Annotated in this window: 23 protein-coding genes; 13 read left to right on the top strand and 10 right to left on the bottom strand. The window is 71.6% G+C overall.

Annotation, left to right across the window (positions count from 1 at the left end):
• Positions 1–239: 239 nt before the first annotated feature.
• The 7 genes from CGL27_RS42335 (at position 240) to CGL27_RS42365 (ending at position 6,929) form a co-directional block, all read left to right on the top strand.
• Positions 240–2,033, top strand: a complete 1,794-nt coding sequence (locus tag CGL27_RS42335; RefSeq protein ID WP_119992812.1) for a discoidin domain-containing protein — start codon at positions 240–242, stop codon at positions 2,031–2,033.
• Positions 2,034–2,191: 158 nt separating this feature from the next.
• Positions 2,192–2,335 (top strand): pyrroloquinoline quinone precursor peptide PqqA, encoded by a 144-nt coding sequence (gene pqqA, locus CGL27_RS42340; protein WP_078639109.1) that lies wholly within the window; start codon positions 2,192–2,194, stop codon positions 2,333–2,335.
• Between the two features lie 10 nt (positions 2,336–2,345).
• The gene (pqqB, locus tag CGL27_RS42345; RefSeq protein WP_119992814.1) at positions 2,346–3,245 is read left to right on the top strand and encodes a pyrroloquinoline quinone biosynthesis protein PqqB; all 900 of its coding nucleotides are present in this window, start codon (positions 2,346–2,348) and stop codon (positions 3,243–3,245) included.
• Positions 3,242–3,949 (top strand): pyrroloquinoline-quinone synthase PqqC, encoded by a 708-nt coding sequence (gene pqqC / locus CGL27_RS42350; RefSeq protein WP_119992815.1) that lies wholly within the window; start codon positions 3,242–3,244, stop codon positions 3,947–3,949. Before pqqB ends, pqqC begins: the two co-directional genes overlap by 4 nt.
• Positions 3,946–4,257, top strand: coding sequence for a pyrroloquinoline quinone biosynthesis peptide chaperone PqqD (gene pqqD / locus CGL27_RS42355; protein ID WP_119992816.1), 312 nt, complete (start codon positions 3,946–3,948; stop codon positions 4,255–4,257). The genes pqqC and pqqD overlap by 4 nt, the downstream gene beginning before the upstream one ends.
• Positions 4,254–5,360 (top strand): pyrroloquinoline quinone biosynthesis protein PqqE, encoded by a 1,107-nt coding sequence (gene pqqE, locus CGL27_RS42360; protein WP_119992817.1) that lies wholly within the window; start codon positions 4,254–4,256, stop codon positions 5,358–5,360. Before pqqD ends, pqqE begins: the two co-directional genes overlap by 4 nt.
• A gap of 90 nt (positions 5,361–5,450) precedes the next feature.
• Positions 5,451–6,929 carry an SDR family oxidoreductase gene (locus CGL27_RS42365; RefSeq protein ID WP_119992818.1) on the top strand — a complete coding sequence of 493 codons (1,479 nt, stop codon included), beginning with the start codon at positions 5,451–5,453 and terminating at the stop codon, positions 6,927–6,929.
• 229 nt (positions 6,930–7,158) lie between these two features.
• On the opposite strand, the gene CGL27_RS42370 is transcribed toward CGL27_RS42365, so the two are convergent.
• The gene (locus CGL27_RS42370) at positions 7,159–8,421 is read right to left on the bottom strand and encodes a glycosyltransferase family 4 protein (protein ID WP_119992819.1); all 1,263 of its coding nucleotides are present in this window, start codon (positions 8,419–8,421) and stop codon (positions 7,159–7,161) included.
• A gap of 175 nt (positions 8,422–8,596) precedes the next feature.
• Between CGL27_RS42370 and CGL27_RS42375 the strand changes: the two genes are divergently transcribed.
• Complete coding sequence (locus CGL27_RS42375; RefSeq protein WP_119992821.1) at positions 8,597–9,301, top strand: response regulator transcription factor; 705 nt, start codon at positions 8,597–8,599, stop codon at positions 9,299–9,301.
• On the top strand, positions 9,301–10,713 hold the full coding sequence (locus tag CGL27_RS42380) for a HAMP domain-containing sensor histidine kinase (protein WP_119992824.1): 1,413 nt from the start codon (positions 9,301–9,303) through the stop codon (positions 10,711–10,713). Before CGL27_RS42375 ends, CGL27_RS42380 begins: the two co-directional genes overlap by 1 nt.
• A 57-nt stretch (positions 10,714–10,770) precedes the next feature.
• Here the strand turns inward: CGL27_RS42380 and CGL27_RS42385 are convergent, their stop codons facing one another.
• The 3 genes from CGL27_RS42385 to CGL27_RS42395 are packed head-to-tail and all read right to left on the bottom strand — an operon-like array spanning position 10,771 to position 12,745.
• The gene (locus CGL27_RS42385; protein WP_119992827.1) at positions 10,771–11,589 is read right to left on the bottom strand and encodes an SAM-dependent methyltransferase; all 819 of its coding nucleotides are present in this window, start codon (positions 11,587–11,589) and stop codon (positions 10,771–10,773) included.
• Positions 11,586–11,885 carry a DUF397 domain-containing protein gene (locus CGL27_RS42390; RefSeq protein WP_078639099.1) on the bottom strand — a complete coding sequence of 100 codons (300 nt, stop codon included), beginning with the start codon at positions 11,883–11,885 and terminating at the stop codon, positions 11,586–11,588. The genes CGL27_RS42385 and CGL27_RS42390 overlap by 4 nt, the downstream gene beginning before the upstream one ends.
• A 2-nt stretch (positions 11,886–11,887) precedes the next feature.
• On the bottom strand, positions 11,888–12,745 hold the full coding sequence (locus tag CGL27_RS42395; protein WP_078639098.1) for a helix-turn-helix transcriptional regulator: 858 nt from the start codon (positions 12,743–12,745) through the stop codon (positions 11,888–11,890).
• A gap of 224 nt (positions 12,746–12,969) precedes the next feature.
• On the opposite strand from CGL27_RS42395, the gene CGL27_RS42400 reads away from it, so the two are divergent.
• Positions 12,970–13,437 (top strand): ATP-binding protein, encoded by a 468-nt coding sequence (locus CGL27_RS42400; RefSeq protein ID WP_078639097.1) that lies wholly within the window; start codon positions 12,970–12,972, stop codon positions 13,435–13,437.
• A 25-nt stretch (positions 13,438–13,462) separates the two neighbouring features.
• Here CGL27_RS42400 and CGL27_RS42405 read toward each other — a convergent pair whose 3' ends face one another.
• Both CGL27_RS42405 and CGL27_RS42410 read right to left on the bottom strand, forming a co-directional pair.
• A complete protein-coding gene (locus CGL27_RS42405) occupies positions 13,463–14,752 on the bottom strand; it encodes an MFS transporter (protein ID WP_237298495.1) in 1,290 nt (429 codons plus the stop codon).
• A gap of 184 nt (positions 14,753–14,936) precedes the next feature.
• Positions 14,937–15,275 (bottom strand): helix-turn-helix domain-containing protein, encoded by a 339-nt coding sequence (locus CGL27_RS42410; protein ID WP_078639095.1) that lies wholly within the window; start codon positions 15,273–15,275, stop codon positions 14,937–14,939.
• A gap of 140 nt (positions 15,276–15,415) precedes the next feature.
• Here CGL27_RS42410 and CGL27_RS42415 point away from each other — a divergent pair, with 140 nt between their 5' ends.
• A complete protein-coding gene (locus CGL27_RS42415) occupies positions 15,416–16,300 on the top strand; it encodes an NAD(P)-binding domain-containing protein (protein ID WP_119992829.1) in 885 nt (294 codons plus the stop codon).
• A 77-nt stretch (positions 16,301–16,377) separates the two neighbouring features.
• On the opposite strand, the gene CGL27_RS42420 is transcribed toward CGL27_RS42415, so the two are convergent.
• The 4 genes from CGL27_RS42420 to CGL27_RS42435 form a co-directional block, all read right to left on the bottom strand.
• Entirely contained in the window at positions 16,378–17,511 is a 1,134-nt protein-coding gene (locus CGL27_RS42420) for a DMT family transporter (RefSeq protein WP_119992831.1), read from the bottom strand.
• Positions 17,512–17,608: 97 nt separating this feature from the next.
• On the bottom strand, positions 17,609–19,168 hold the full coding sequence (locus CGL27_RS42425; RefSeq protein WP_119992833.1) for a phosphatase PAP2 family protein: 1,560 nt from the start codon (positions 19,166–19,168) through the stop codon (positions 17,609–17,611).
• A gap of 209 nt (positions 19,169–19,377) precedes the next feature.
• The gene (locus CGL27_RS42430) at positions 19,378–21,708 is read right to left on the bottom strand and encodes a glycoside hydrolase family 95-like protein (RefSeq protein WP_119992835.1); all 2,331 of its coding nucleotides are present in this window, start codon (positions 21,706–21,708) and stop codon (positions 19,378–19,380) included.
• 244 nt (positions 21,709–21,952) lie between these two features.
• Positions 21,953–22,549, bottom strand: a complete 597-nt coding sequence (locus tag CGL27_RS42435) for a TetR/AcrR family transcriptional regulator C-terminal domain-containing protein (protein WP_119992837.1) — start codon at positions 22,547–22,549, stop codon at positions 21,953–21,955.
• Between the two features lie 131 nt (positions 22,550–22,680).
• On the opposite strand from CGL27_RS42435, the gene CGL27_RS42440 reads away from it, so the two are divergent.
• Positions 22,681–24,309: an FAD-dependent monooxygenase gene (locus tag CGL27_RS42440; RefSeq protein ID WP_119994820.1), complete on the top strand. Its 1,629-nt coding sequence runs from the start codon at positions 22,681–22,683 to the stop codon at positions 24,307–24,309.
• Between the two features lie 181 nt (positions 24,310–24,490).
• Positions 24,491–24,661, top strand: coding sequence for a hypothetical protein (locus tag CGL27_RS50495; protein ID WP_162953194.1), 171 nt, complete (start codon positions 24,491–24,493; stop codon positions 24,659–24,661).
• The last annotated feature ends 233 nt before the right edge of the window (positions 24,662–24,894 follow it).

The following is a 24,894-nucleotide window of genomic DNA, read 5'->3' on the forward strand; positions in this document are numbered from 1 at the left end:
AGGAGGTGTGGTGCGATGAGTCAAGGAATGGTGTGGACCAAGGAGGTGGTGGTGTGGGTGGCGGTCGGCGAAAAGTGGCCAACTACCAGCAGGTTCCGCTTGTTTCTTGGTGTCGCACAGGGAATGTACAGCCGGATAGGTCGGAGGATTTTTGACGCACGCTTATTGACCGGACCCCAACAGCCGGTGACGCTGCAACAGAACGGCACATGACCGTACGCCCTCGAGAAGGAGCCCTCATGGGCCGCAGATCGCGCCGGCGCCTCGGCGCCTGGCTGGCAGCCGTGCTGTCGCTCGTCGCCACCCTCGCCCTGACCGGCCCCGCCCCGGCGCGGGCCGATGTGGTCAACCCCCGCCAGCAGTGGCTGCGCGACTCCCAGGCGGGCCTCTTCCTGCACTGGGGCATGCGCACCTCGCCCGGCTATACGAGCTGCTCCGCCTGGGAGAAGGCCGTCACCGACGGCGGCTGGAAGGCCGACTACTGGGTGGCCGAGGCCAAAAAGCTGCACGCCTCCTACCTGGTGCTCGCCTCCTTCCACAGCCGTCTGGGCTACGCCCGGGCCTGGCCGTCCGCCGTGCCCGGAAGCTGCTCCACCAAGCGGGACTTCCTCGGCGAGCTGATCGACGCGGCGAACGCCCAGGGGCTGAAGGTCATGCTCTATATGACCGACGATCCGCAGTGGCATGCCGAGGGCGGCCATGAATGGCTCGACTCGGCGGCCTACTCGGCCTACAAGGGCCATGACGTCGACCTGACCACGCGCGACGGCTTCGGCGAATACTCCTACGACAACTTCGTGGAAGTGATGCGGAAGTACCCGAAGTTGTCCGGGTTCTGGATCGACAACGACAACGACTACTGGATCGACCACGGGCTCTACGAGAAGATCCGCGCCGACCGTCCCGGCTGGCTGCTGAGCAACAACAACGAAGACACGCCGATCATGGACACGGTCAGCAATGAGCAGAAGACCGGGATGACCCCGGCCTACGACTATCCCCAGGCCATCTGGACCCCGCAGCCCCGGCTCACCGAAGCCTGCTTCAAGCTGCCCAGCAGCGGGGCCTGGTGGTACAGCGGCACCGACTCGGTGGTGGACCACGGACTCACCCTCGGCCGGCTGATCAGCAACTCCGGATCCTCCGTCAAATCACTCATGGCCGAAACCGCCCAGGTGAACGGGCGGTTCCCGAGCAAGCAGGAAGCCTTCAACGACTACGCCAAGAGCTATCTCGACAAGATCTGGGGGTCGCTGGGCGGCACCGAGGGCGGTGGCTACTCCTACGGCGGACTGCAGCCCGGTGCCTGGAACGACGGCGCCCACGGGGTGACCACGGTGAGCAAGACCGACCCCGACCGCCACTTCGTCCACGTCCTCACCAGGCCCTCGGGCTCCACGCTGACCGTGCGGGACAACGGCTACAAGGCGACCGGCGTCACCGACTTCCGCACCGGCAAGAAGCTGAACTTCCGCCAGAGCGACGGCAGGATCACCATCTCCGGCATCAGCGCCTGGGATCCGTACGACACCGTCCTCGCGGTCCGCACCGACGGCCGCCAGGGTGTCGTTCCGGCCAGTTCCGTCAGCGCGAGCGCCAGTGTCTCCGCGAGCGGCCACCCCGCCTCCGCCGTGCTCGACGGCGATCCGGAGACCTACTGGGACAACAGCACCACCCTGCCCGCCTCGGTCACCTTCGATCTGCGGTCCGCCAAGAGCCTGCGCTATCTGGCGGTGAACCAGCGGGAGTGGTCGGTCTCCTACGCCCGCTCCGACACCGAGCAGTCCGCCCGCATCCGCGACTACCAGGTGCAGGTCTCCGGCGACGGGCGCGACTGGGGCAGCCCGGTGGCGAGCGGAACGCTGCCCAGCGCCCGCGGGGTGGCGTTCATCGACATCCCCGCCACCACCAAGCGCTATGTCCGGCTCACGGTGAACAGCACCTGGGCGGCGGCCACCGACACCAAGCACTACCGCAAGCTGCTGCTCGACGAGGTGCGCATCGGAACCGCCTACCCCGGCAGCGGCTCATGACCCCGTGCCCGACGACGACGCCATCGACCATCGCGGACGACAGCACCACCCCCGACGGCGGGGCGCTGCGGATCCTTCACCGCCGACCAACGGCCCGACTGACGGTCCGTCCCGTCCCGTTGACCAATCCCCACCCAGATGGAAGGCAGGTCGAAGCCATGAACGACACCACACCGCACACAGCTCCCGAGGCGACGGACCGGACCCGTACGGACGCCGGGGAAACCGCCTGGCAGACGCCCGACTACGTGGTCGTGGAGACCGCGCTGGAGGTCACCGCCTACTCGCTGAACGCCCGCTGAGCTCCCCGCCATGCGCGTGCGCGTGCTCGGCACCGCGGCGGGTGGCGGCGTACCCCAGTGGAACTGCGCGTGCCCCGGATGCTCCGGGGCACGCGCCCACCCGGGGTGGCGCCGCCGCCATGCCTCGCTCGCCGTCCAGTCCGCCGAAGGCCGCTGGTATCTGGTCAACGCCACCCCCGACCTCGGCGAACAGGTCGAAGACTGCCCCGAGTTGCACCCCGGACCCGAACCGCGCCGGACCCCGCTGGCCGGGGTGATCCTCACCGACGCCGAACTCGACCACACCCTCGGCATCGCCCGGCTGCGCGAGGCGGACGGCATCGAGATCGTGGCCACTGCCCCGGTCCGGCACACCCTGCTGACCGGACTCCATCTGGGCGAGGTCCTCACCCCGTACGCCCGGCTGGACTGGCGTCCCCTCGGTCCCGAGGACCGGCCGCTCGCCGAGGACTCCCGCCTCGTCGTCGGCGCCGTCCCCGTCTCCGCCAAACGCCCCCGCTACGCGGCCGGACTCGACGCCCCGGACGGCGACGCCTGGGTGGTCGCCCTGCGGCTGACCGACCGCACCACCGGCCGCACCCTCCTCTACGCCCCCGCGCTCGCCGCCTGGTCCGACGCCTTCCAGCGCGCCGCCGAGAGCGCCGACCACGTCATCGTCGACGGCACGTTCTGGTCCGACGACGAGCCCCTCACCAGCGGCTTCGGCTCGCGTACCGCCACCGCCATGGGGCATCTGCCGATCGACGGACCGGACGGCACGGCGCGGCGGCTCGCCGCACTCCAAGCGCGCACCCTGTACACCCACCTCAACAACACCAACCCCCTCAACGACCCGGCCGCGCCCCAGCACACGGTGCTGCGCGAGCTGGGCGTCGAGGTGGCCGCCGACGGGATGGTGATCGACCTGTGAGCACCCCACGGACACGTCTTGAGGAGCGGCTGCGCGCGGTCGCGCAGGAGCGCTACCACGACCGCCACCCCTTCAACGTACGGATGCACGCGGGCGAGCTCACCTCCGCCGAACTGCGCCGCTGGATCCTCAACCGCTTCCACTACCAGCGCCACATCCCCGTCAAGGACGCGCTGATCACCGCCAAACTCGACACCGCACGGCTGCGCCGGATGTGGCTGCGGCGTATCCAGGACCACGACGGCGCCGCCGACGGTGAGGGCGGCATCGAGCGATGGCTGCGGCTAGGCGAGGCCGCCGGCCTGGACCGGGACCGGCTGCTGTCCGGCGCCGAGGTGGTGCCCGGGGTGCGGCTCGCGGTCGACGGCTATGTCAACTTCTGCCGGTTGCGCGGCCCGCTGGAAGCCGTCGCCGCCTCGCTCACCGAGCTGTCCGCGCCCGGCATCATGCTCACCCGTATCGACGCCTTCGAGCGGTACTACCCCTGGATCGAGCGCGAGGGCCTGGCCTACTTCCGCAACCGGGTCGACCAGGGACGCCGGGACAGCACCGAGGCGCTCGACCTGGTCCTGACCTGGGCGCGGACCCCCGAGGACGAGGACCGCGCGGTGGCGGCGCTCGCCTTCAAATGCGATGTGCTGTGGTCGCTGCTGGACGCGGTCGAGCACGCCGACACCAAGGACGGCCCCGGGGAGGGAGCATGACCGCCGCCGACACCCCGCCCGCCCCGGAGACTCCGACCGTTCCGCCCGCCCCGGACGGATGGCGGCCCGCGCTGGCCCCCGCCGTGAGCCTGCGCCATGACCGGGTGCGTGACGCCGATCTGCTGGTGCTGCCCGAGCGGGTGGTGGTGCTGCGGGGCAGTGCCGCCCGGATCCTGCGGCTGTGCGACGGCGCCCGCGACCTCGACGCCATCGTGGTGGAGCTCACGAGCCGCTTCCCCGGCGCGCCCGTGGCCGAGGACGTGCCCGCCTTCCTCGGCCGGATGCGTACGGAGGGCTGGGTCCGATGACCGCCGCGCCCCGCCCCTGGGCCCTGCTCGCCGAGCTCACCCACGGCTGCCCGCTGCACTGCCCCTACTGCTCCAACCCGCTGGAGCTGGTCCGCCGCTCGCGTGAGCTGTCCACCGCCGAGTGGACGCGAGTGATGTGCCAGGCCGGGGAGTTCGGCGTGGTGCACACCCATCTCTCCGGCGGGGAACCGCTGTTGCGCCGCGATCTGGCCGAGATCGTCACCGCCGCCGAGTCCGCCGGGATCTACACCCAGCTCGTCACCAGCGGTGTGGGCCTGGACGAGCCCCGGCTGGCCGCCCTGATCGCCGCCGGGCTGCGCAGTGTCCAGCTCTCCCTGCAGCACGCCGACCCGGCCGCCTCCGACCGGATCGCCGGGTACCGCTCGTTCGCCGCCAAGGAGCGGGCCGCCGCCCTGGTGCGCGAGGCCGGTCTGCCGCTCGGGATCAATGTCGTCCTGCACCGCGACAACCTCGACGCGCTCGACGCCATCGTCCAGCGCGGCCTGGACTGGGGCGCCGACCGGATCGAGCTGGCCAACACCCAGTTCTACGGCTGGGCGCTGCGCAACCGCGACGCCCTGCTGCCCACCCGCGACCAGCTCGCCCGGGCGCGGGAGACGGTCGAGCGCCGGCGGCAGCGGCTGGGCGGCACCGTCGACCTGGTGTGGGTCGTGCCCGACTACTTCGACGGCGTCGCCAAGCCCTGCATGGGCGGCTGGGGCGCGGTCTCGCTGACCGTCGCGCCCGACGGCACCGCGCTGCCCTGCCCCGCCGCCGCGAGCCTGCCGGACCTGGACCCGCCCAATGTGCGCGACCACACCCTGGAGTGGATCTGGGACCACTCCACCGCCTTCAACCGCTACCGGGGCGAGGAGTGGATGCGCGAGCCGTGCCGCACCTGCTCCCGTCGCACCGCGGACTTCGGCGGCTGCCGCTGCCAGGCGTACGCCCTGACCGGCGACGCCGCCCGTACCGACCCGGCCTGCGCTCTCTCCCCGGACCACGGCGTGATCCGCGCGCTGACGGACGCCGGGCACCCGGCCGGAGCACAGGCCCCGGCGCGGACCGGCGGCTATGCGTACCGCATGCCCGGAGGAGGGTGAGGACGGGCGCGGTTTGGCGCATCCGCCTCCGCTTCCGTAAAGTTTCGCCGTTGTCCAGGGGAACAGGCGAACCAGAAAGCGGCAGCGGCGATGACGGTGATAGACGAAGGCCGGGCCGAACAGGCGGCGGCCGTGGAGCCGGGCATCGACCCGGAGCGGCTGGCGACCTGTCTGAGCGTCCTCGAGGAACTCGACCGGCTGCCGGTCGACCACCCCGACGCGATCATGGTCCGCCGGGCCACCTCCGGCATCTACCGCAGCGTGAAGCAGCGCAGGCGCCAGGAGCGGCGGGCCGCGAAGACCGCGAATGACAAGGCCGTGACCGAGGCCACCGCCACCGGCGCCGCCGACCGCATCGACGACGAGACGCTGGGCCGCGCGCTCAGCAGCTCCGTCTCCACCGAGATCGCGGGCATCCTGGCGCGCCCCCGCTCCTGCTATGTCTGCAAGACCCGGTTCGTCGAGGTCGACGCCTTCTACCACCAGCTGTGCCGCGACTGCGCCGCCGAGAACCGGGGCCGCCGCGACGCCCGCACCGATCTCACCGGGCGCCGTGCGCTGCTCACCGGCGGCCGGGCGAAGATCGGCATGTACATCGCGCTGCGGCTGCTGCGCGACGGCGCGCACACCACCGTCACCACCCGCTTCCCGGGCGACGCCATCCGCCGCTTCAAGGCCATGCCGGACAGCGGGGAGTGGCTGCACCGGCTCAAGGTCGTCGGCATCGATCTGCGCGACCCCGCCCAGGTCATCGCGCTGGCCGACGAGGTCGGCGCCACGGGCCCGCTGGACATCCTGATCAACAACGCCGCCCAGACCGTCCGCCGCACGCCCCAGGCGTACGCGGAGCTGATAGCGGGCGAGTCGGCTCCGCTCCCCGCCGGGGAGCTCCCCGAGTCCTTGGTCCTCGGCGCCTTCGGCAGCGGCGCCCAGGCGGCCCTTCCGGCGCCCCGCACGCCACAGGACGGCGCCCTCACCCCGCAGGACCTCACCGCCCTCGCCCTCACCAGCGGCTCCGCCTCACCGGCCCGGATCGAGGCCGGGACCGCGATCGACGCGGGCGGGCTGGTCCCGGACCTGGACCCGACCAACACCTGGGTGCAGCGGGTCAACGAGGTGGACCCGGTCGAGATGCTCGAGGTCCAGCTCTGCAATGAGACGGCGCCGTTCATCCTGGTGAGCCGGCTGCGCCCGGCGATGGCCGCCTCGCCCGCCCGGCGCAAGTACGTGGTCAACGTCTCCGCGATGGAGGGCAAGTTCGGCCGGGGCTACAAGGGCGCGGGCCATCCGCACACCAACATGGCCAAGGCCGCGCTGAACATGCTGACCCGCACCAGCGCACGGGAGATGTTCGAGGCCGACGCCATCCTGATGACGAGCGTCGACACCGGATGGATCACCGACGAGCGCCCGCACCCGGAAAAGATGCGGCTGGCGGCCGAGGGCTTCCACGCCCCCCTCGACCTCGTGGACGGCGCGGCCCGGGTCTACGACCCGATCGTCCGGGGCGAGAGCGGCGAGGACCTCTTCGGCTGCTTCCTGAAGGACTACGCCCCGACGTCCTGGTAACGCCGGGGCGCCGCCCAGGCCCTGTCCGGCGGATCGTCGCGGGCCCGTGACGCCTGGCACGCGCCCCCGCATCGGGGGCGCGCGGCAGGGTGACGCCGTCGGCGGGCGCGGCCAGGCTGGACCACGGCAGGGGCCACCGCCACCACGGCGAGCCAGGGCGCCTCGCGGGGCGGCTCCGCGAACCCCGGCCGTAGCGGTTACGCCTCGCCCGGCGCTTTCCGCCGTGGCGTCAGGCGCTCGCCTTTCCGCCCGCCGCCGGCGTCCGGCGGGCGGGGGAGATGCCGAAGCGGCGGGCCAGGCGCCGCAGGCGGGCGCGGGCGGCGGCCCGGCCGCGCTCCCAGAAGCGGGCGAACCGGCTCGCGCGCAGCTCCTCGAAGAGCTGGTCGTAGCGCAGGGCGAGCGGCGCGGGGTCATAGGCCCGGGAGCTCTCCAAGGCGGCCGCGGCCATCGCCCGCCGGGCCGGGGCGTCGGCCATCAGGTCCATCAGGGCGCTCGCCAGCGCCTGCGCGTCCCCGGTGGGGACGAGCCGTCCGGTGACCCCGTCCTCGATGATCTCGGCGGGGCCGAGCGGGCAGTCGGTGCTCACCACCGGCACCCCGCAGCGCATGGCCTCCACGATCGTCATCCCGAACGACTCGGCGTCCGAGGCCACCGCGACCAGCGACGCCTTCGCGAACTCCTCCTCGATGGGGGAGTAGGACCCCATCAGCTCCGCGCTCCCGGACAGGCCCAGCCGCTCGATGCGCTCCGCGAGCCGCTCCTTCTCCGCGCCCCCGCCGTAGATCCGCAGCCGCCAGGCCGGGAACTTCGCCGTGACCTCCGCGAAGGCGTCGATCAGCAGGTCGAAGCGTTTGCCGCGGACCAGCCGCCCGGCCGCCGCGATCACCGGCGTGGTGCCCTCGGAGGGGGCGACGGCCGGTTCGGGGACGCTGTTGGGTATCGCCAGGGTCCGTACCCCCGGCAACGGCATCTTCTTGCGGTAGATCGCGGCGTCCGCCTCCGTCGTGGTGACGATGGCGTCCAGCAGCCGGTAGTGCGAGGCCAGCTCCCGCCGCAGCTTCTTGCTGTGCGCTTCGTACCGCAGATGCTCCTGGGCGATGCGCAGCGCACGACGGGGGGCGAAGCGGGATATGTAGACGTTCACCCCCGGCCGAGTGCCGATGATCACATCGGCGGGGCAGTCGCGCAGATACTCCGCGGCCCGCGTGTCGATCAGGCGGTTGTACTGGTGGTGCCGCTTCTCGGCGGCCGGAAAGTCCCGGCTGGCCTCGAAGAACAGCGGGTCCTTCGCGTCCGCGCTCTCCGGACGCGAGTCCACCAGGGGGACCAGCCGCACCCGGGGGTCGAGGGCGAAACGCGGCGTCTCGCGATGCCGCATCATCGAGACGATCTCCACCTCGTGGCGGTCGGCGAGCGCCGTCGCGAGATTCATCGTCGTCCGGATCGTTCCGCCGATCCCGTAGGCGTTGTGCAGCAGGAATGCGATCTTCATGCGGTATTTTCTCCGGCCGGTTGCATCCCCGGGGCGAGTTCCCCCCGGAACGTAACGGACACCTTGTCCGGGCCCGGTAAGCCCGTCGCGTGAAGAAGGTGAGAGCGGGGTAAGAAGCCCCGCTCAGGCCCCCCGCCCGCGGCGGGCACCCCGGTGGCCTTGGCAGACTCGGGGTGTGACCAACACCGTGCTGCTCGCCGAGGACGACCGTGCCATCCGCCAGGCGCTGGACCGCGCCCTGACCCTGGAGGGGTACCGCGTCACCGCCGTGCCCGACGGGATAGAGGCGCTGGCGGCCATCCACCGCGAGCGCCCGGACGTGGTCGTCCTGGATGTGATGATGCCGGGCGTGGACGGGCTCCAGGTGTGCCGGGTGCTGCGCGCCGAGGGGGACCGCACCCCCATCCTGATGCTCACCGCGCGGGTCGAGACCGCCGACCGGATCGAGGGGCTGGACGCCGGGGCGGACGACTATGTGGCCAAGCCCTTCGAGGTCGAGGAGGTCTTCGCCCGGCTGCGCGCACTGCTGCGCCGGGCCGCCCCCGCCGAACCGCCCGCGCCGGAGGACGCCGCCATCGACGGCGTGCTGGAGGTCGCGGATCTGCACCTGGACTCCTCGGCGCGCCGGGTCTGGCGCGGCGGTACGGAGCTGGAGCTGACCCGCACCGAGTTCGACCTGCTGGAGCTGCTGGCGCGCAACGCGGGCATCGTCCTGGACCACACCACCATCTACGCCCGCATCTGGGGCTACGACTTCGGCCCCGGATCGAAGAACCTCGCCGTCTACATCGGCTATCTGCGCCGCAAGGTCGATCCGGAGGGGCGCACCCCGCTGATCCATACGGTGCGCGGAGTCGGATACACCCTGCGGGAGGAGTAATGGTGCGGTTTCCACCGCTCCGCCGGGGGCGGCCCAGTCTGCGGACCACCTTCGCGCTCTCGTTCGCGGCGGCGGCCTCCGTGGTCACCCTCCTGGTCGGCGGCCTCAGCTATGACGCGGCGGCCGGGCTGGTGCGGGTCGACCAGCAGACGGCGTTCGACGATGTGATCCGCGATCTGCGCGGCGAGGTCCGCGGCGAGAAGGTGATCCTGCGGCAGTACCCCACCGAGCCCACCGTGCCCGTCCCCTACGGCCTGCGGGACGATCTGCGCCGGATCAGCCGGATGGACGTCCAGGTGATCAACGGCAACGGCACGGTCTATGACGCGGGCAAGCCCCCGCTGCCGGTGACCGGCGACGACCGGATCACCGCCGCCTCCCACACGCCGGGCACCGTCGTACGGCGCGAGATCGACATCGGCGGAGAGCAGTACCGCATGGCCACGGTGGCCGTGGGCGACGGCACCGGCGCGGTCCAGGTGGCCCAGCAGATCAGCGACACCGAGGATCTGCTGCGAGAACTCCAGAAGCGCACCGCGCTGTTCGTGGTCGCCGTCATCCTGGCCGCCGGACTGGCCGGCTGGTGGCTGGCCGGGCGGATCACCCGGCGGCTGGTGCGGCTGACCCGGGTCGCCGAGAGTGTGGCCGCGACCGGCCGGATGCAGGTGGCGGTGCCGGTCGCCGGGGACGACGAGGTGGGCCGCCTCGGGCGGGCCTTCGACGGCATGCTCGGCCGGCTCGCGCGCTCCAAGGACGACCAGCGGCGGCTGGTCGAGGACGCCGGGCACGAGCTGCGCACCCCGCTCACCTCACTGCGCACCAATATCTCGCTGCTGCGCCGCTTCGAGGAGCTGCCGGGGCCCGCGCGCGAGGATCTGCTGGCCGATCTGGCGGGGGAGACCCGGGAGCTGACCGACCTCGTCAATGAGCTGGTGGAGCTGGCGGCCGGGCAGCGGGACGACGAACCCCCTACCGAGGTGTCGCTGGCGGACGTGGCCACCACCGCCGCGACCCTCGCCCGGCGCCGGACCGGCCGGGAGATCACCGTACGGGCCGAAGGCGACACCCGGCTGACGGGCCGCCCGGCCGGCCTGCAGCGCGCGATCTCCAATCTGGTGGAGAACGCCGCCAAGTTCGACCAGGACGGCACCGAGCCCGTCGAGGTGGTGATCACCGGCCGCCGGGTGGAGGTCCTGGACCGGGGTCCCGGCATCGCCGAGGAGGACCGTGAGCGGGTCTTCGACCGCTTCTACCGCGCGCCCGGCGCGCGCAGCCTGCCCGGTTCGGGGCTGGGCCTGGCCATCGTGCGCGAGGTCGCCCTCGCACACGGCGGCACCGTCTTCGCCCGGCCGCGCCCGGGCGGGGGCGCGATACTGGGCTTCACGGTCGGCGACGGCACCGAGGCGCCGTGACACCGGGCCGTGAAGCCCGGCCGCGACGATCGTGCCGCTGGGGCTTCCCGGCTGCCACTAGGACTTCCGGGCCACTCCCGCCCACATGTTGATGTCCGCGCTGCGGATGTGCTCCGGGCGGTCGCCGGGGTCCGGGTTCCAGTGGTGGGGCTCCGACACACCCGGGTCGACCAGCTCCAGACCGTCGAAGAAGCCCCCGACCTCGCTCTGGGAGCGGGTGGTGAAGGAGATGCCGCTCTCCTTGTAGACCTGGATGACGTTCCGCCAGGTCTCCGCCGAGAAGTCATGCGTGGAGTGGGTCAGCATCAGATAGCTGCCCGGGGCCAGGGGCGCCATCAGCTCGCGGACGATCTCGTACGGCTTGTCCTCCTCCGAGATGAAGTGGAAGAGCGCGTTCACGGAGATCGCCACCGGCTGGTCCAGGTCCAGCGTCTCATGCAGCTCGGGGGCGCTCATGATCCGCTGGGGATCGCGCACATCCGCCTGCACATAGGACGTACGGCCCTCGGGGGTGCCGATGAGCAGCGCCTGGGCGTAGGCCAGCACGATGGGGTCGTAATCGGTGTAGACCACCCGGGCCTCCGGGGCGACGCCCTGGGCGACCTGGTGGAGATTGGGCTCGGTGGGTATGCCGGTGCCTATGTCGAGGAACTGCCGGATCCCGGCCTCCCGGGCCAGCCAGCGGGTGGCGCGGTGGATGAAGGCCCGGTTGATGGTGGCGTTGAGCCGGACGGTCGGATAGACCTCCAGCACCCGCCCGGCGGCCTCCGCGTCGACCTCGTAGTGGTCCTTGCCGTTGAGGTAGAAGTCGTACATCCGAGCCGGGTGCGGCTTGGTGGTGTCGATCTGGTCAGGGGCGAGCCCGTAGTCGGTCACGCGGCCCTCCGTTCCGGTGCGGTACCCGCCGAGGAGGTCAGGTTGGGGTCTGGACGATTGAGCAGGAAGTCCGCGGCGCCGGCCTTGGCACCTTGGATGAACCGCTCGATTTCATGGTGGGTGTAGATCAGGGCAGGGCCGTCCGGATCGGTCGACTGACGCAGGGCGACCCGCCCGTCGTGCAGCCTCAAGACCTCCACGCACGCACCGCCGTTGGGACCGCTCCACGGCTTGGCCCAGCCTTCGGTCCCCAGATGTTTGGCCGGCATGCCGTTGTACACATGTACCTGATCCACAGTCAGAGCTCCTTGCGAATCCCACGGAGAAAACTCTCCGTGCGCCGCGCCGGTGTGGCCTGGGTGCCCATGCGGTCCAGGGCCTCCAAATAGGCGACCACATCGGAACGTTGGTCGAGATAGCCGGCGCCGGTCAGGCCCTCGGCGTAGACGATGTCCGGCAGTTCCGGGATCTGGAACCGGAAGAGCTGGAAGGGTCCGCCCATGCCCGGGTGAGGGCCGGCGGAGAACGGCACCACCTGAAGGGTGATGTTGGGCTTCTGTGTCGCCTCGATCAGGTGGTCGATCTGGGCGCGCATCACCTGGGGACCCCCGATGGACAGACGAAGCACCGTCTCGTCCATCACCACCCACAGATGCGGTCCGTCCGGGCGGCTGAGCAGCTCCTGGCGCTCCATCCGCAGCGCCACCCGGCGGTCGAGCTCCTGGGCGGAGCCGTGCGGGAAGCCGATGGAGAGCAGCGTGCGGGCGTACTCCTCGGTCTGCAGCAGTCCGGGGATGAAATGCGGCTCGTAGGCGCGGATACGGCTCGCCACGCCCTCGAGGCTCACATAGAGACTGAACCAGTCCGGCAGCACATCGCGGAACCGGTGCCACCAGCCCGGTCTGTTGGCCTCCTCGGCGAGCGCGAGGAAGGAGTCGATCTCTTCCTGCTCGGCGCCATAGGTCTGCAGCAGCTTCTCGACGTAGGGGAGTTTCAGGCCGACCTCGGCCTTCTCCATCCTGCGCACCGTGGTCTGGTTGACGTGCAGCGCCCTGGCAGCCTGGTCGTAGCTGACGCCGGCTTTCTCGCGAAGGTCCCGCAGCCTCATGCCGAGGACCATCTGCCCGACGGTCGGGGCAGATCGCGCTTCACCCACGTCGTACCTCCTGGGACGGTCTTGTCAGGATCAGTGTGCCACGCGCGAGGTGAGGGCAACAGAGTGCGCTGGCTATTCTGCATTTTGCAGATCGCGCCTTGCCAACTGGTGCTCGCAGCAACGATAGTGACGGGTGTGACCAGTCCAACGTGGCTGCTGTGTCGCGCACTTGCGGCATTCACGTACGGCATTCACGCCCCCACAGGTAGACGGACGGAAGGCACATGGCCGTGGCATTGCGTCAACGCTCGACGATGGCCCACCACCCGAACTCCGCGAGCGTTGACTCCGCCCTCCGTCAGGAGAGGTTCCAGCTGCCTGCCAGAGGCGCCTCGGTCGCCGTCGCCCGGCACCGGGTGTGCTCACGGGTGCTGGAGTGGGGCTTCCAGGAGGATCTCTGCGATGCTGCCGAGCTGGTGATGTCCGAGCTGTTCACCAACGCCCTGGTGCACACCGGAAGCGAGCAGATCCTCTGTGTGCTGCGCGCCCATGAGCGGCGCATGCTCTATATCGAGGTCGCCGACCAGGGCGGCGGACCGGCCGTCCCCATGCCGAGGGAGGCCGGTCTGGAGGACGAGTGCGGGCGCGGACTCGCGCTGGTCCGCGCCCTGGCCGACGCATGGGGGGACCGGCCGGGCGTGAACGGCGGACGGGTGGTCTGGGCTCAGCTGGGCGTGACCGCCGGCCGCTGACGCCGGGCCCGGCCCCTCGGCGCCGTCACACCGCCGTCGTCCGCTGCTTCCCAGGGGCGGCCGGGCCGTCCGCGCGGTCCCGGGAGAGGGCGGCGTCGCGGGTCTCCCGCATGGTGAGGTAGACGATGAGCGAGACGGCCGCACACGCCGAGACGTACCAGTAGTACCCGGACTCCGCACCGCCCTTCTTGAACCACAGCGCCACATACTCGGCGGTGCCGCCGAACAGCGCGTTCGCCAGCGCGTACGGCAGGGCCACCCCGAGCGCCCGGACATGGGTGGGGAACAGCTCGGCCTTCACCACGGCGTTGATCGAGGTGTAGCCGGTGACGATGACCAGAGCCGCGAGCGAGAGCAGCAGCGCCCCCGTGAAGGTGTCGGTGTGCGACAGCGCGGTCATGATGGGGACGGTGCCGAGCATCGAGCCGAAGCCGAAGGTGATCAGCAGCGGACGGCGCCCGATCCGGTCCGAGAGCGATCCGGCCAGCGGCTGCAACAGCATGAACAGGAACAGGGCGCAGAAGCTGACCAGCGACGCGTCCGACTTGCTCAGACCGGCCGTGTTCGACAGGTACTTGGTGAGATAGGTGGTGTACGTGTAGTACGCGACCGTACCGCCCATGGTCAGCGCGATGACGAGCGCCGCCTCCTTGCGGTGGCGCAGCAGCTCGGCCATCGTCCCTCGTTCGCCCTGGTGGGCGTCCTCCTCGGTGTAGACCTCGGTCTCCAGCAGATTGCGCCGCAGCCAGAAGACCACCGCCGCGCCCACGGCGCCGACGATGAACGGAATGCGCCAGCCGTAGGAGTGCAGCGCGTCATCGGACATGGTGTGCTGCAGCACGATCTGGAGGCCGAGACCGATCAGCTGGCCCATCGTCATCGACACGTACTGGAAGCTGGAGACGAAGCCGCGACCGCCGGGATGGGACGCCTCGGTGAGATAGGTGGCGCTGGCCGCGTACTCCCCGCCCACCGACAGGCCCTGCAGCAGCCGCGCCACCAGCAGCACGGCCGCGCCGAAGTAGCCGACCTGGTCATAGGTCGGGGCGATGGCGATGAGCAGCGCGCTGGCCGACATCAGCGTCACCGTCAGGGTGAGCGCCGCCTTACGGCCGCGCCGGTCGGCGAACCGGCCCAGCAGCCAGCCGCCGACGGGACGCATGAAGAAGCCGACCGCGAAGATCCCGGCGGTGTTGAGGAGCTGTGCGGTGTCGTTGCCCTTGGGGAAGAAGGCTCCGGCGAAGTAGGTGGCGAAACTGGCGTAGACGAACCAGTCGTACCACTCGACGAGATTTCCGATCGAGCCGCCGAACACGGCTCGCCAGGGTGTGCGCGTTTGGCTCCGGGGAGCGCTGTCGGTCACGGGGCCTCCAAGTGAGCGGGGTGATCTCCACACCCCTACCCCGCGGAGGCCCGGTTGGAAAATACGCGTGACAGCGCCGGTTGACGCCGATTCCCCGGCGGGGCCGCGGCGCCGGGCGGTGCGGCAGCCCTGTAAGTCAGCCCTGCCCCGTTTCCTCCTCCAGCACCGCCATCCGGCGCTTGCCCCACGCGCCCAGCGGGCCCAGTGCCGTATTCAGCTCGTCGCCCAACTCGGTCAGCGAATACTCCACCTTCGGCGGCACCACGTCGTATATCTCCCGGTGGACGATTCCGTCCGCCTCCAACTCCCTGAGCTGCTGCGTCAGTACTTTTTCGGTCACGCCCGGAACCAGCCGCCGCAATTCCCCGAAACGGCACCGCTGGTGATTGAGCGCCCAGATGATCAGCACTTTCCACTTGCCGTCGATCACATCCACGGCCGCGTCCAGACCGCAGACATAAGGCTGATTTCGCATGGCCCCGCCCCCACTGACCTCAAGGTAAGTACGCACTCTTTAGTGGGTACTTGCCCACATTACCGCCGGGGAACGAGGCTGTGAGCGGCGCGCCGGACCCCTAGGAACCAAGCGGTATCGAAACAACTGGAGCAACCGAGATGAGCGAAACCCCCGTGACGGTGCTGGGCCTCGGCGACATGGGCACCGCGCTGGCCCGCGCCCTGGTGACGGCCGGGCACCGGACGACGGTGTGGAACCGTACGGCCGCCAAGGCCGAGGCACTCACCGCCGAGGGCGCGCTGACCGCCGCCACGGCCGGTGAGGCTGTCGCGGCGAGTCCCCTGGCGGTGGTCTGCCTGCTGGACTACGACTCCGTACGGCAGGTGCTGGACCCGCTCGGGGAGGCCCTGTCCGGCAAGGCCGTCGTCAACCTCACCAACGGCACTCCTCGGCAGGCCCGTGACCTGGCCGCATGGGCGGCCGGACACGGTGCTCAGTACCTCGACGGCGGCATCATGGCCGTCCCGCCGATGATCGGGACGCCCGCCGCCTTCCTCCTCTACAGCGGCTCACCGGCCGCCTTCGCGGCCCACCGCGCCGTGCTGGACCTCTTCGGCGAGAGCCACCATCTCGGCGAGGACCCCGGCCGCGCCCCGCTGTACGACCTCGCCCTGCTCAGCGCGATGTACGGAATGTTCTCGGGCGTGCTGCACGCCTACGCCCTCGTGCGGTCGGACGGTGTGGCGGCGGCCGATGCCGCCCCGCTGCTGGGGCGCTGGCTGACCGCCATGTCCGGGGCCGTGGACGGCTACGCGCGGCAGATCGACTCCGGTGACCACGCCACCGGGGTGGTCTCCAACCTCGCCATGCAGTCGGCCGCGTTCGTCAACTTCACCGGCTCCGCACGGGACCAGGGCATCAGCCCCGAACTGATCGCCCCGATCGGCGACCTCATGGCCCGCCGGGTCGCCGACGGCCATGGCCATGAGGGCCTCTCGGGGCTGGTGGAGCTGCTCGGCGCGGGACGGCCCGGCGCCGCGTAGGCGAGGTCGCCGCCCAGGCGTGGCGCTGCCCAGGCGTGGTGCTGCCTTGGCGTGGTGCTGCCTTGGCGTGGTGCTGCCTAGGCGTGGTGCTGCAGTACGGCCTCGCCGCATTCGGGCAGGCGCGGGCCGGGGTCGTCCTCGCCGGTGGGCTGGCGGGGGATCGGCTGGGGGAGCAGGAGCGGGGTACCGGGCTCGGCAGGCCCGCCGGGGGCGTCCGGCACCTCATGCGGGGGCACCTCATGCGGGCCGGATCCGCCGGGCCCCTCCGGAACCTCCGGTCCGCCGCCCCCGCCGGTGGCGTCGTGCCCGTCGTGTCCGGGGGCGGCCGGGGCCTCCCCGGCGGCTGCTTCGGTCGCGGTCGCGGTCTCGGTCGCGGTCTCGGCCTCCGCCTCGGCGTTGTGCACCGTCAGCATCACCAGGCCGGTGCTCGCGACGAGGGCGGCGACCAGGGCGAGCAGGGTGCCCGGCGTGCCGTGCCGGAAGTTCTCGCCGAGCGCGGCGATGCCGACGGCGGTGGCGACCACGGGGTTGACCACCGTCGCCGTCGCCAGCGGCGAGGCCAGCCCGGCGCCCCGGTACGACGCCTGGGAGAGCAGCACCCCGCCCGAGGCCAGCAGCCCGATCGTGACCAGGCCGGGCAGGGCGTCCTGCCACGCGTCCCAGGTCCACTCCACGGCGACGTTCTTGGTGACCACCGACGAGACACCGAAGGCCGTCCCCGCGGCCGCCGCCAGCAGCACACCGCGGATGACGGGCGACCGCATCAGGCGGGCCGCCCCGGCCAGCACGGCGATGGTGGCGACCGTGATCACGATCAGCCAGACGCCCTCCTGCTCGGCCAGCGACTGGGCCCGCGAGGTGCCGGTCAGGGAGAGCAGCCCGGCGAGTCCCGCGGTCGCCAGCAGCGCGCCCCGCCAGCCGGATCCGCCGACCCGGCGGCGGACGAATATGGCCGCCATCGGCAGGGCGAAGACGATCGTCAGAGCCCCTAGGGGTTGCACCACGCTCAGCGGGCCGTAGGCCAGGGCGATCACATGGAGGACCGCGCCCGTACCGTTGAGGGTCACCGCGGCCCACCAACTCCCGCGCCGCAGCGGAGCGGCGGCGAGGCGCGGCGTCGTGGCCGCGACATGCTCCTGGAGTATGGCTCCGGCGGCGTAGCAGACCGCCGAGACCAGGGCCAGCAGCACAGACAGCGCAAGGGAGGTCACGTCGCGGCCCCCTGGGCCGATCGGTCGTCGTCCATGCCCTCATCCTTGACGGTGGGAGGCGCCCCCGTCGTCGTCCTTGAGCACAGATTTCCGAGTACTACTTGCGTAGTAGAGACCTCCACCAATGGGGGGCCTTCGCGGCGGCCGTACGGGCCCTTTGGAGCAGCTCGTTCTGCGGCTCGGCGGGGCGGTACACGGTGAGCGCCCCGGGCCACTTGTCGATCAGCAGCTCCTCCGCGGGGTCGGCGGCCACCTCTCCATCGTAGGCCCGGCTGTCCACCGAGTGGAGGCCCGACAGCCGCAGTTGGCGCATGCGCCGTGTCGTGTAGACATGGGACCGCCCGAGTGTGCCGGTGAGCGCCGAGATCAGCAGCCGGGTGCGGGCCAGCCGCTCCTCGCCGTCGATCGCCCGCACATCGAGCAGCCCGTCGTCGAGTTGCTGACGGTAGGTGGGCGCGAATCCCTCGGGGGAGTAGACGCCGTTGCCGGCGAACAGCATCCACAGCCGCCGCGGTCGCCCGTTGACCTCGACCTCCATGGGGCTCGCGGTGCGCAGCACCCGGGTGAGCGCGACGGCGGCCGCGGGCCACTTGCCGAGCCGGCCCTCCATGCTCTCCCGGATCCGCACCAGCTCCGGGTAGAAGCCGATGCTGAAGGTGTTGACGAAGTGGCTGGTCGCGCCGCCTCCCGCGAGGGGGGTGGCGCGGCCGAGGTCCACGGCCACGGCGTCGCCCTCGGTCACGGCGTGGGCGGTGTCCTCGAAGGCAGGTACGCCGAGGTCCAGCGCGAAGTGGTCGAGGGTGCCGCCGGGGAACACGGCGAGCGGCAGCCCGCGTTCGGCCGCGATCGTGGCGGCGGCGTTGACGCTGCCGTCCCCGCCGCAGATGCCCAGCGCCCCGGCCCGGTCGGCGGCGCGCCGGGCGGCCTGCCGGAGCAGGTCGATGAAGTCGTCGTCGGGCCCGCACTCCAGGATCTCCGCGGCGGGCAGCAGCACCTGCAGTTGCTCGGCGACGGTGAAACCGCCGGTGGGGGTGGCCATCCCGGCCCGCTGGTTGACCAGGACCACCAGCCCCTCGCCCTTGGGCAGGGCGGGCGCCGAGATCCGCGGCCGGGCCTGCGCCGGGGCCTCGGGGCGCGGCGGCCAGTAGCGGCAGGTCAGCGCGGCGGCGCCGATGCCGAGGGCGATTCCGGCCAGCACATCGCTGGGGTAGTGGACGCCCACGTACACCCGGGAGGCGGCGACGGCGGCGGCGAGCGGGGCGACCATCAGGCCGTACCGCGAGGACTCCAGGGCCACCCCGGTGGCGAAGGCGGCGGCGGAGGCCGAATGTCCGGAGGGGAAGGAGCTGGTCCATGGCTGCCGGCGCAGTTGCCGGACCAGGGGCACCACGTCCGGGACCGGACGCTTGCGTGCCACTGTCCACTTGACCACGACGTTCGACACGAGTGAGGCGGCGGCGAGCGAGCCGATCCCGCGCAGTGCGGCCCGTCGCGCGGTGCGGCCGCCGACCGTGGCGAGCACCCCGGCCGTGCCGAACCACAGCCTGCCGTGGTCGGCGGCCCGGCTGAGCCGGGGCAGCAGCGGATGGGTGCCGCGGAGCCGGCTGTCCGCGACCCGTGCGAACAGCCGGCGGTCGAAGTCACTGATGCGTCTCATGCGTGATGGGTATCCCGGAACCGCGGTCGGCAGTCGTCATTGGTCGGCGACCGGGCCGAGCCGGACCGTTCCGTCGACGGGACCGTGCCGTCGAACCGGACCGCGTCATCGGACCGAACCGGGCCGACCGGGCCGATCCGGGCCGGGCCGCCGCACCCGGGCGGCCGGGCCCGGCTGGGAGATCGCTGCCGGGAGATCCCTGCCTGGGATCAGGACGCGGGGAGCCCCCAGCGCGGCGCCGGCTCGGCTGCCATGACCGGGCGGACCGTCAGGTCCGGGCGGTCGCCGCGGGCGGTGATGATCGCCTCCTGGCCCCTCCTGAGCGCGATCCGGATCGTTCCCGCGCCCACCGTCTCGTACGGCAGCCGCCGCCCCCGCGCGTCCCGCACCTCGATCGGCCCGTCGAGGGAGTGCCGTACGACACAGGGCGCGCCCGCCTCGCTGCGCAGCCGCACCCAGCGGGTACGGCCGTCCTCGCGGGCGGCGCTCAGCAGGAACGCGCCCTGGGTGCGGAAGTCGTGGACCACCAGCTCACGCCAGGCGGCGGGCAGCGCGGGGAAGATCCGGATCACCCCGCCCCAGCTCTGGCACACCATGTCGTGCAGCGACTGCGCGGCGGACAGCGGAGTCTCGATGACCGGGCCCGACTCCTTGTACATGGTGTTCGCCTGGATGAAGCGGCTCATCAGCTCGCCCAGGTACTTGAGCGCGTCCTCACCACGCCCCATCTGCGCGGACATCGAGGCGGCGCCGGTGAAGGTGTAGCCCTGGAGCGCGCCCTCGAAGCCGACCCAGTGGTTGAGGGAGGTCTCGATCAGCTCGCGCTTGGCGGGGTCCTCCCAGGTGACCTCGTAGAGCGGATAGACGGCGAGCATATGGGAGTAGTGGCGGTGGGACTTGGCGAACGGAACACCCGCGCCGATCATGAAGCCGTTCTCGTCGACGGGGTACGGCGTGAGCTTGGCCAGCACCTCCCGCCAGCGCGGCGCGGCGGGATCCTTGACGCCGAGCTGCCGGGCCGAGTCCAGCAGGGTGGCGCAGCCCCAGCGCAGCAGCATCAGGTCGTAGTTGCAGTCGGGCGCGTTGACGCCGTACTCGGGCGAGAAGGTGGCGGGCAGATGCAGCTTGCCGTCGCTGCTGGGGGTGAGGAAGTGGAGGTAGTAGGCGATGGCCTTGCGCAGCAGCGGATAGACCACCTCGCGCAGCACCGACTCGTCCATGGTGTGGCGGTAGGTCAGCCAGACGTTGTGCAGCGCCCAGGTGAGGTTGCCGACCTCGGGGGTGGGCGGGTCCTGGCCGGGAATGCCGACCGCGTAGCCGCCGTTCGCCGCGTCGCCGCCGTTGACCAGGTGGATGTCGGTGGTGCGGGGGATGCCCGCCGAGTCCTTGCGGTACGGGGTGTCGAGCTGGTTGGAGAGGTTGTCGCGGAATTCGCCGAGCGCCCGGGTCACCGCGTCGAGTTCGAGGTGATTGGAGCCGTGGATCAGCCAGTACTCGAGCTGCACATTGAGGTTCCACCAGGTCGCGGGCCACGGGGTGGACTCCAGCCAGGGGCCCGAGGTGGCCATCACGGGGGCGTCGGCGCGGGCGGCCGCGGCCACCTTGTACAGCTGGATCCAGTAGAAGCGCTGCAGCCGGGCGTCGGGGAGGGAGAGGAAGCTCTTCCGGTAGTACGCGTGCCACCAGGCGCGATGGCTGGGCGCGAGGACGCCGTAGGAGAGCGCCGAGGCCAACCGGATGTCCTTGAGCGCACGGTCGCGCGCGGTGCGCCGGGGGTGGGAGTGGGCCACGGTGACGTACAGCGTCCGCCGCCCCGCGTGGGTCCGCTCCCGCCAGGCCGTCACATGCTGTCCGCCGGCGAGCAGCGGCTGAACGGCGGCCTGGATGCCGTGGTGGTCCTCGACGACGGCCGGGGGGTTGCCGGTGTAGCCGTCGGGGACCGGTTTGAAGGCGACCCGCGGGCTGACGGCCTCGGCTGGGTGGAACACCCAGCGGAACGCGGCCTCTCCGGCGCTCGGGGTCACCTCGATGGCCAGCAGGGAACGGGAGTTGTGGACGAGGGCGCGCAGGCGGAGGGTGCCCTTGTCGGTGGTGATGGTCCCGGTCAGCTCGGCGTCGCGCAGCCGCAGCCGCCAGTCGATGGCGGTGATGGCCCCGACCGGCTCCAGGGTGAAGTACCCGATGGGCAGCCGGGCGAGCCCGAAGAGGGAGCCGAACTCCGGCCGGTGGTCCTGGACCTCGCTGTGCTGCACATTGAAGCGCACCGCGTTCGCGTCGCCCGGCTCGGCGTAGATGCCCGAGCCGAGCAGGGCGTTTCCGAGGAACGGGCCCTCGTACCAGGTCTGCGGCATCTTCTGCCACACCATGTCGGCGTCGGCGAGGACCGTGGCCCAGGGGTCTCCCGCGGGGTGGGCGGCCACGGCCGCGGCGGGGGCCTGCGGCTCGGCGGCGTACGCGGTGGCCGGGCCGGCGAGTCCGGCGGCGGCACCGGCGGCCACGGCGGTGCCGACGACTGTCCTTCGGGTGGGTGCGGATGACATGACGCTCCAGGGGATGTGAACCGGGTGCGGGCGATCTTCTGCGGGGGCAGCAGCGGGCGGTCACGTACATGCCTGAGGTTCCACGATCTGAACCCCCGCGGGCATGATGCAGCCCGCGTGACGGAACCGGAACCCCTTGTGCGTCATAAACATCGGATGGACGGCGAGCAGTCATGGGGAAAATGGCGCCTGCGCGGCGGCAGGCGCGGTAAGACCTCGGACCTCCCGGCTCTGAGTGAGCCGGTTACGCGCTCGCTTCCCGCCCCCTGACGATCAGCCCGACGCCGTGCTGGAAGCGGTGCTCGAAGTCGCCGAAGTGCTCGACGACCGCGGCGAGGGCGGGGAAGCGCTCGGCGGTGGCCGCCCGCAGCAGCGGCTCCATGCCGCCGACGCCCTGGGCGGCCTGTTCCTCCTGGGCCAGGCCGAGCGTGAAGTAGACCAGCGACCAGGTCCGCCAGCCGGCCTCGGCGGGGCTGTGGCCGCCGCTGAGGAACGCGCCGGTCAGGGTGTCCGCCAAGCGCAGGGTGTGCTCCTCGGCGACATACGTCCCGGCCACGACCCGTGCGCCGTCGCGGCGGGAGAGCAGCGCGGCGCGATAGCGGTGGGCCAGGGTGCACGCCCGGTCGTCCCAGGGGTCCGGGAGCGGTGCGTCGGTGCATCCCTCGAGCATCGTGTCGGCCATCAGCTCCAGCAGTCGGGGCTTGCTGGAGGCGTGCCAGTAGACGGTGTTGAGCTGCACGCCCAGCCGCTCGGCCACCTTGCGCATCGTGAGCTTGTCCAGCCCCGCCTCGTCGAGCAGTTCCAGCGCCGCCGTCACCACGGCCGTGCGGTCCAGGCCCATGCCGCCGATCTCCTTCGCTTGCGTCTTGATCCGGGATCAAGTGTACTGGGGACGGCTTATTGATCCTGGATCAAGAGAGGGATCAAGGAGCGGACCGAGAGACAAGATCGAGAGACCAGGGAGATGGTGTGGTGAACGACGTCGTCGTGGTGGGGGCCGGACCCGTGGGGCTGCTGCTCGCCGCCGAACTGCGGCTGGTGGGTGTGGGCGTCACCGTGATCGAGCGCGCCGCCGCCCGCAGCCCGCACTCCAAGGCGCTGACCCTGCATCCGCGCACCCTGGAGGTGCTGGCGATGCGCGGTCTCGCCGGGCCGTTCGTCCGCGAGGGCGTTCCGCTGCCCACCGGGCACTACGGCGGGCTGCCGGTCCGGCTGGACTTCTCCGTGCTGGACACCCGCTTCCCGTACACGCTGGTCCTGCCGCAACTGCGCACCGAGCGGCTGCTGGAGGAGCGGCTGCGGGAGCTGGGCGGGGAGATCCGCTGGGAGCACCGGGCGCTGGAGGTGCGCCAGGACGCGGACGGCGCCGAGGTGGACGTGGCGGGCCCCGAGGGGACGTACACCCTGCGCGCGGCATGGGTGGTGGGCTGCGACGGGGCCGGAAGCACCGTACGGAGCTCCGCCGGTATCGACTTCCCCGGCACCCTGGCCACCGCGACCGGCTTCCTCGGCGATGTGGTGCTCGACGCGCCGCCCTCGGTCCCCTCGGTCGACAATGAGCACGGGGGCTTCCTGGTCGTCCCGCTGGCCGACGGACACCACCGCATCGCGGGCTCCACCGGGGAGTCCCTCACCATCCCCGCCGATCAGCCGCTCACCTTCGACGAGCTGCGCGGATATGTGCGCCAGGTCGCGGGCACGGACTTCGGGATGCGGGCGCCCCGCTGGCTCTCCCGGTTCGGCAACGCCTCCCGGCAGGCCGCCCGCTACCGCGACGGCCGCATCCTGCTCGCCGGGGACGCGGCGCATATGCATATGCCCATGGGGGGCCAGGGCCTGAACGTGGGGCTCCAGGACGCCTTCAACCTGGGGTGGAAGGTGGCCGCGGTGTGCCAGGGCCGCGCCCCCGAGGAACTGCTGGACACCTACCACGCCGAGCGCCACCCCGTGGGGGCCGCGCTGCTGGAGAACACCCAGGCCCAGACCGCGCTCGGCGCCACGTACACCGCCGACGGACGCGCCCTGCGCTCGGTGTTCGGCCGGCTCCTGGCCGCCCACCCGGCGGTGAACCGGCAGTTCGCCGGGGAGCTCTCCGCGCTGGACGTGGTCTACCACCCGGCGGTGGGGAAGTCGGGCGAGGCCGGGGAGCTCTCCGCGCTGGACGTGGTCTACCACCCGGCGGTGGGGAAGTCGGGCGAGGCCGGGGAGACGGGGGAGTCGGGAGGGGCCGGGGAGACGGGTGTGTCGGGAGAGGCCGGGGGCGGCCACTCGCTGGCCGGCAGCCGCGCCCCCGACCTCGGGCTGGACGGGGCGCCCGAGCCCAGCCTGTATCCGCTGCTGGCCGACGGGCGTTTCGTACTGCTCCACCTCGGCCCGGGCGGCGACGCGGGGCATGGGGCGGCCGAAGGCCCGGGTGCCGCCGACAGCCCGGGTGCCGCCGACGCCCGCGCCGCCGCCGAGGCGATCGCCGGGAGTCCGGACCGGATACGGGCCGTGACCGCGCGCCCCACCACCGCCCATGACGGCTGGGCGGGCCGGAGCACGGTGCTGGTGCGCCCGGACGGCCATGTCGCCTGGGATGCCGCGCTGTCCAGCAGATGAGACGAGTTCGGTGGGTCCCGTACGTACCAGCTCACCATGGACGGCTCCGCGCGGCCACTGGGCGCGGAAGGGGGTTCCGGCGACGGCTCGTTGTCCAGTCCCTGAGAATCGACGCGCGGACCGTTCAGACGCTGGTTAATCTGACGACAGATCCGGTTCAGCCGACACGAGGGAGTGTGCGGTGACCCCCGAACAAACACAGAGCGACGACGCGCGCGCCGATAACAGCGGGCGGTTCGTGCAGGCCGTGGAGGTGGGCAGTCTGGAAGTATGGGCGCGTTCCGCGCCGATCCGACTCGCCGGTTACGAGGACGACCTCGCCGAGCCGCACATTCTCCAGAGCGTGGACTGATGGCCCGGCGCATGCGCTGAGAGCGAGAGAGGACACCGGCACCTCGGCCGCGGCCGCTGGCAGCAAGCGGACATCGCGGCCGTCGGCCGACCTCCTCCCTCGCCTGATCGATCACCCTCTTGGCCCAGCTACCAACTGGTAGTTAAGTCGGCCGCCCCCACGATTTGCCACCGGACTGGTGTGCTGTGCGATGGACATGGCAGGATGCGTCGCGCGGCATCGTCCGCCTTAAC

It is taken from the genome of Streptomyces sp. 11-1-2 (assembly GCF_003595545.1).
In the GTDB taxonomy this organism is placed as follows: domain Bacteria; phylum Actinomycetota; class Actinomycetes; order Streptomycetales; family Streptomycetaceae; genus Streptomyces; species Streptomyces hygroscopicus_B.

What these genes read in the sequence shown, in the direction of transcription:
- CGL27_RS42335 (WP_119992812.1), top strand. Translation starts at nt 240, where the DNA reads ATGGGCCGCAGATCGCGCCGGCGCCTCGGCGCCTGGCTGGCAGCCGTG.
- pqqA (WP_078639109.1), top strand. Translation starts at nt 2,192, where the DNA reads ATGAACGACACCACACCGCACACAGCTCCCGAGGCGACGGACCGGACC.
- pqqB (WP_119992814.1), top strand. Translation starts at nt 2,346, where the DNA reads ATGCGCGTGCGCGTGCTCGGCACCGCGGCGGGTGGCGGCGTACCCCAG.
- pqqD (WP_119992816.1), top strand. Translation starts at nt 3,946, where the DNA reads ATGACCGCCGCCGACACCCCGCCCGCCCCGGAGACTCCGACCGTTCCG.
- pqqE (WP_119992817.1), top strand. Translation starts at nt 4,254, where the DNA reads ATGACCGCCGCGCCCCGCCCCTGGGCCCTGCTCGCCGAGCTCACCCAC.
- CGL27_RS42365 (WP_119992818.1), top strand. Translation starts at nt 5,451, where the DNA reads ATGACGGTGATAGACGAAGGCCGGGCCGAACAGGCGGCGGCCGTGGAG.
- CGL27_RS42370 (WP_119992819.1), bottom strand. Translation starts at nt 8,421, where the DNA reads ATGAAGATCGCATTCCTGCTGCACAACGCCTACGGGATCGGCGGAACG.
- CGL27_RS42380 (WP_119992824.1), top strand. Translation starts at nt 9,301, where the DNA reads ATGGTGCGGTTTCCACCGCTCCGCCGGGGGCGGCCCAGTCTGCGGACC.
- CGL27_RS42400 (WP_078639097.1), top strand. Translation starts at nt 12,970, where the DNA reads ATGGCCGTGGCATTGCGTCAACGCTCGACGATGGCCCACCACCCGAAC.
- CGL27_RS42410 (WP_078639095.1), bottom strand. Translation starts at nt 15,275, where the DNA reads ATGCGAAATCAGCCTTATGTCTGCGGTCTGGACGCGGCCGTGGATGTG.
- CGL27_RS42415 (WP_119992829.1), top strand. Translation starts at nt 15,416, where the DNA reads ATGAGCGAAACCCCCGTGACGGTGCTGGGCCTCGGCGACATGGGCACC.
- CGL27_RS42425 (WP_119992833.1), bottom strand. Translation starts at nt 19,168, where the DNA reads ATGAGACGCATCAGTGACTTCGACCGCCGGCTGTTCGCACGGGTCGCG.
- CGL27_RS42430 (WP_119992835.1), bottom strand. Translation starts at nt 21,708, where the DNA reads ATGTCATCCGCACCCACCCGAAGGACAGTCGTCGGCACCGCCGTGGCC.
- CGL27_RS42435 (WP_119992837.1), bottom strand. Translation starts at nt 22,549, where the DNA reads ATGGGCCTGGACCGCACGGCCGTGGTGACGGCGGCGCTGGAACTGCTC.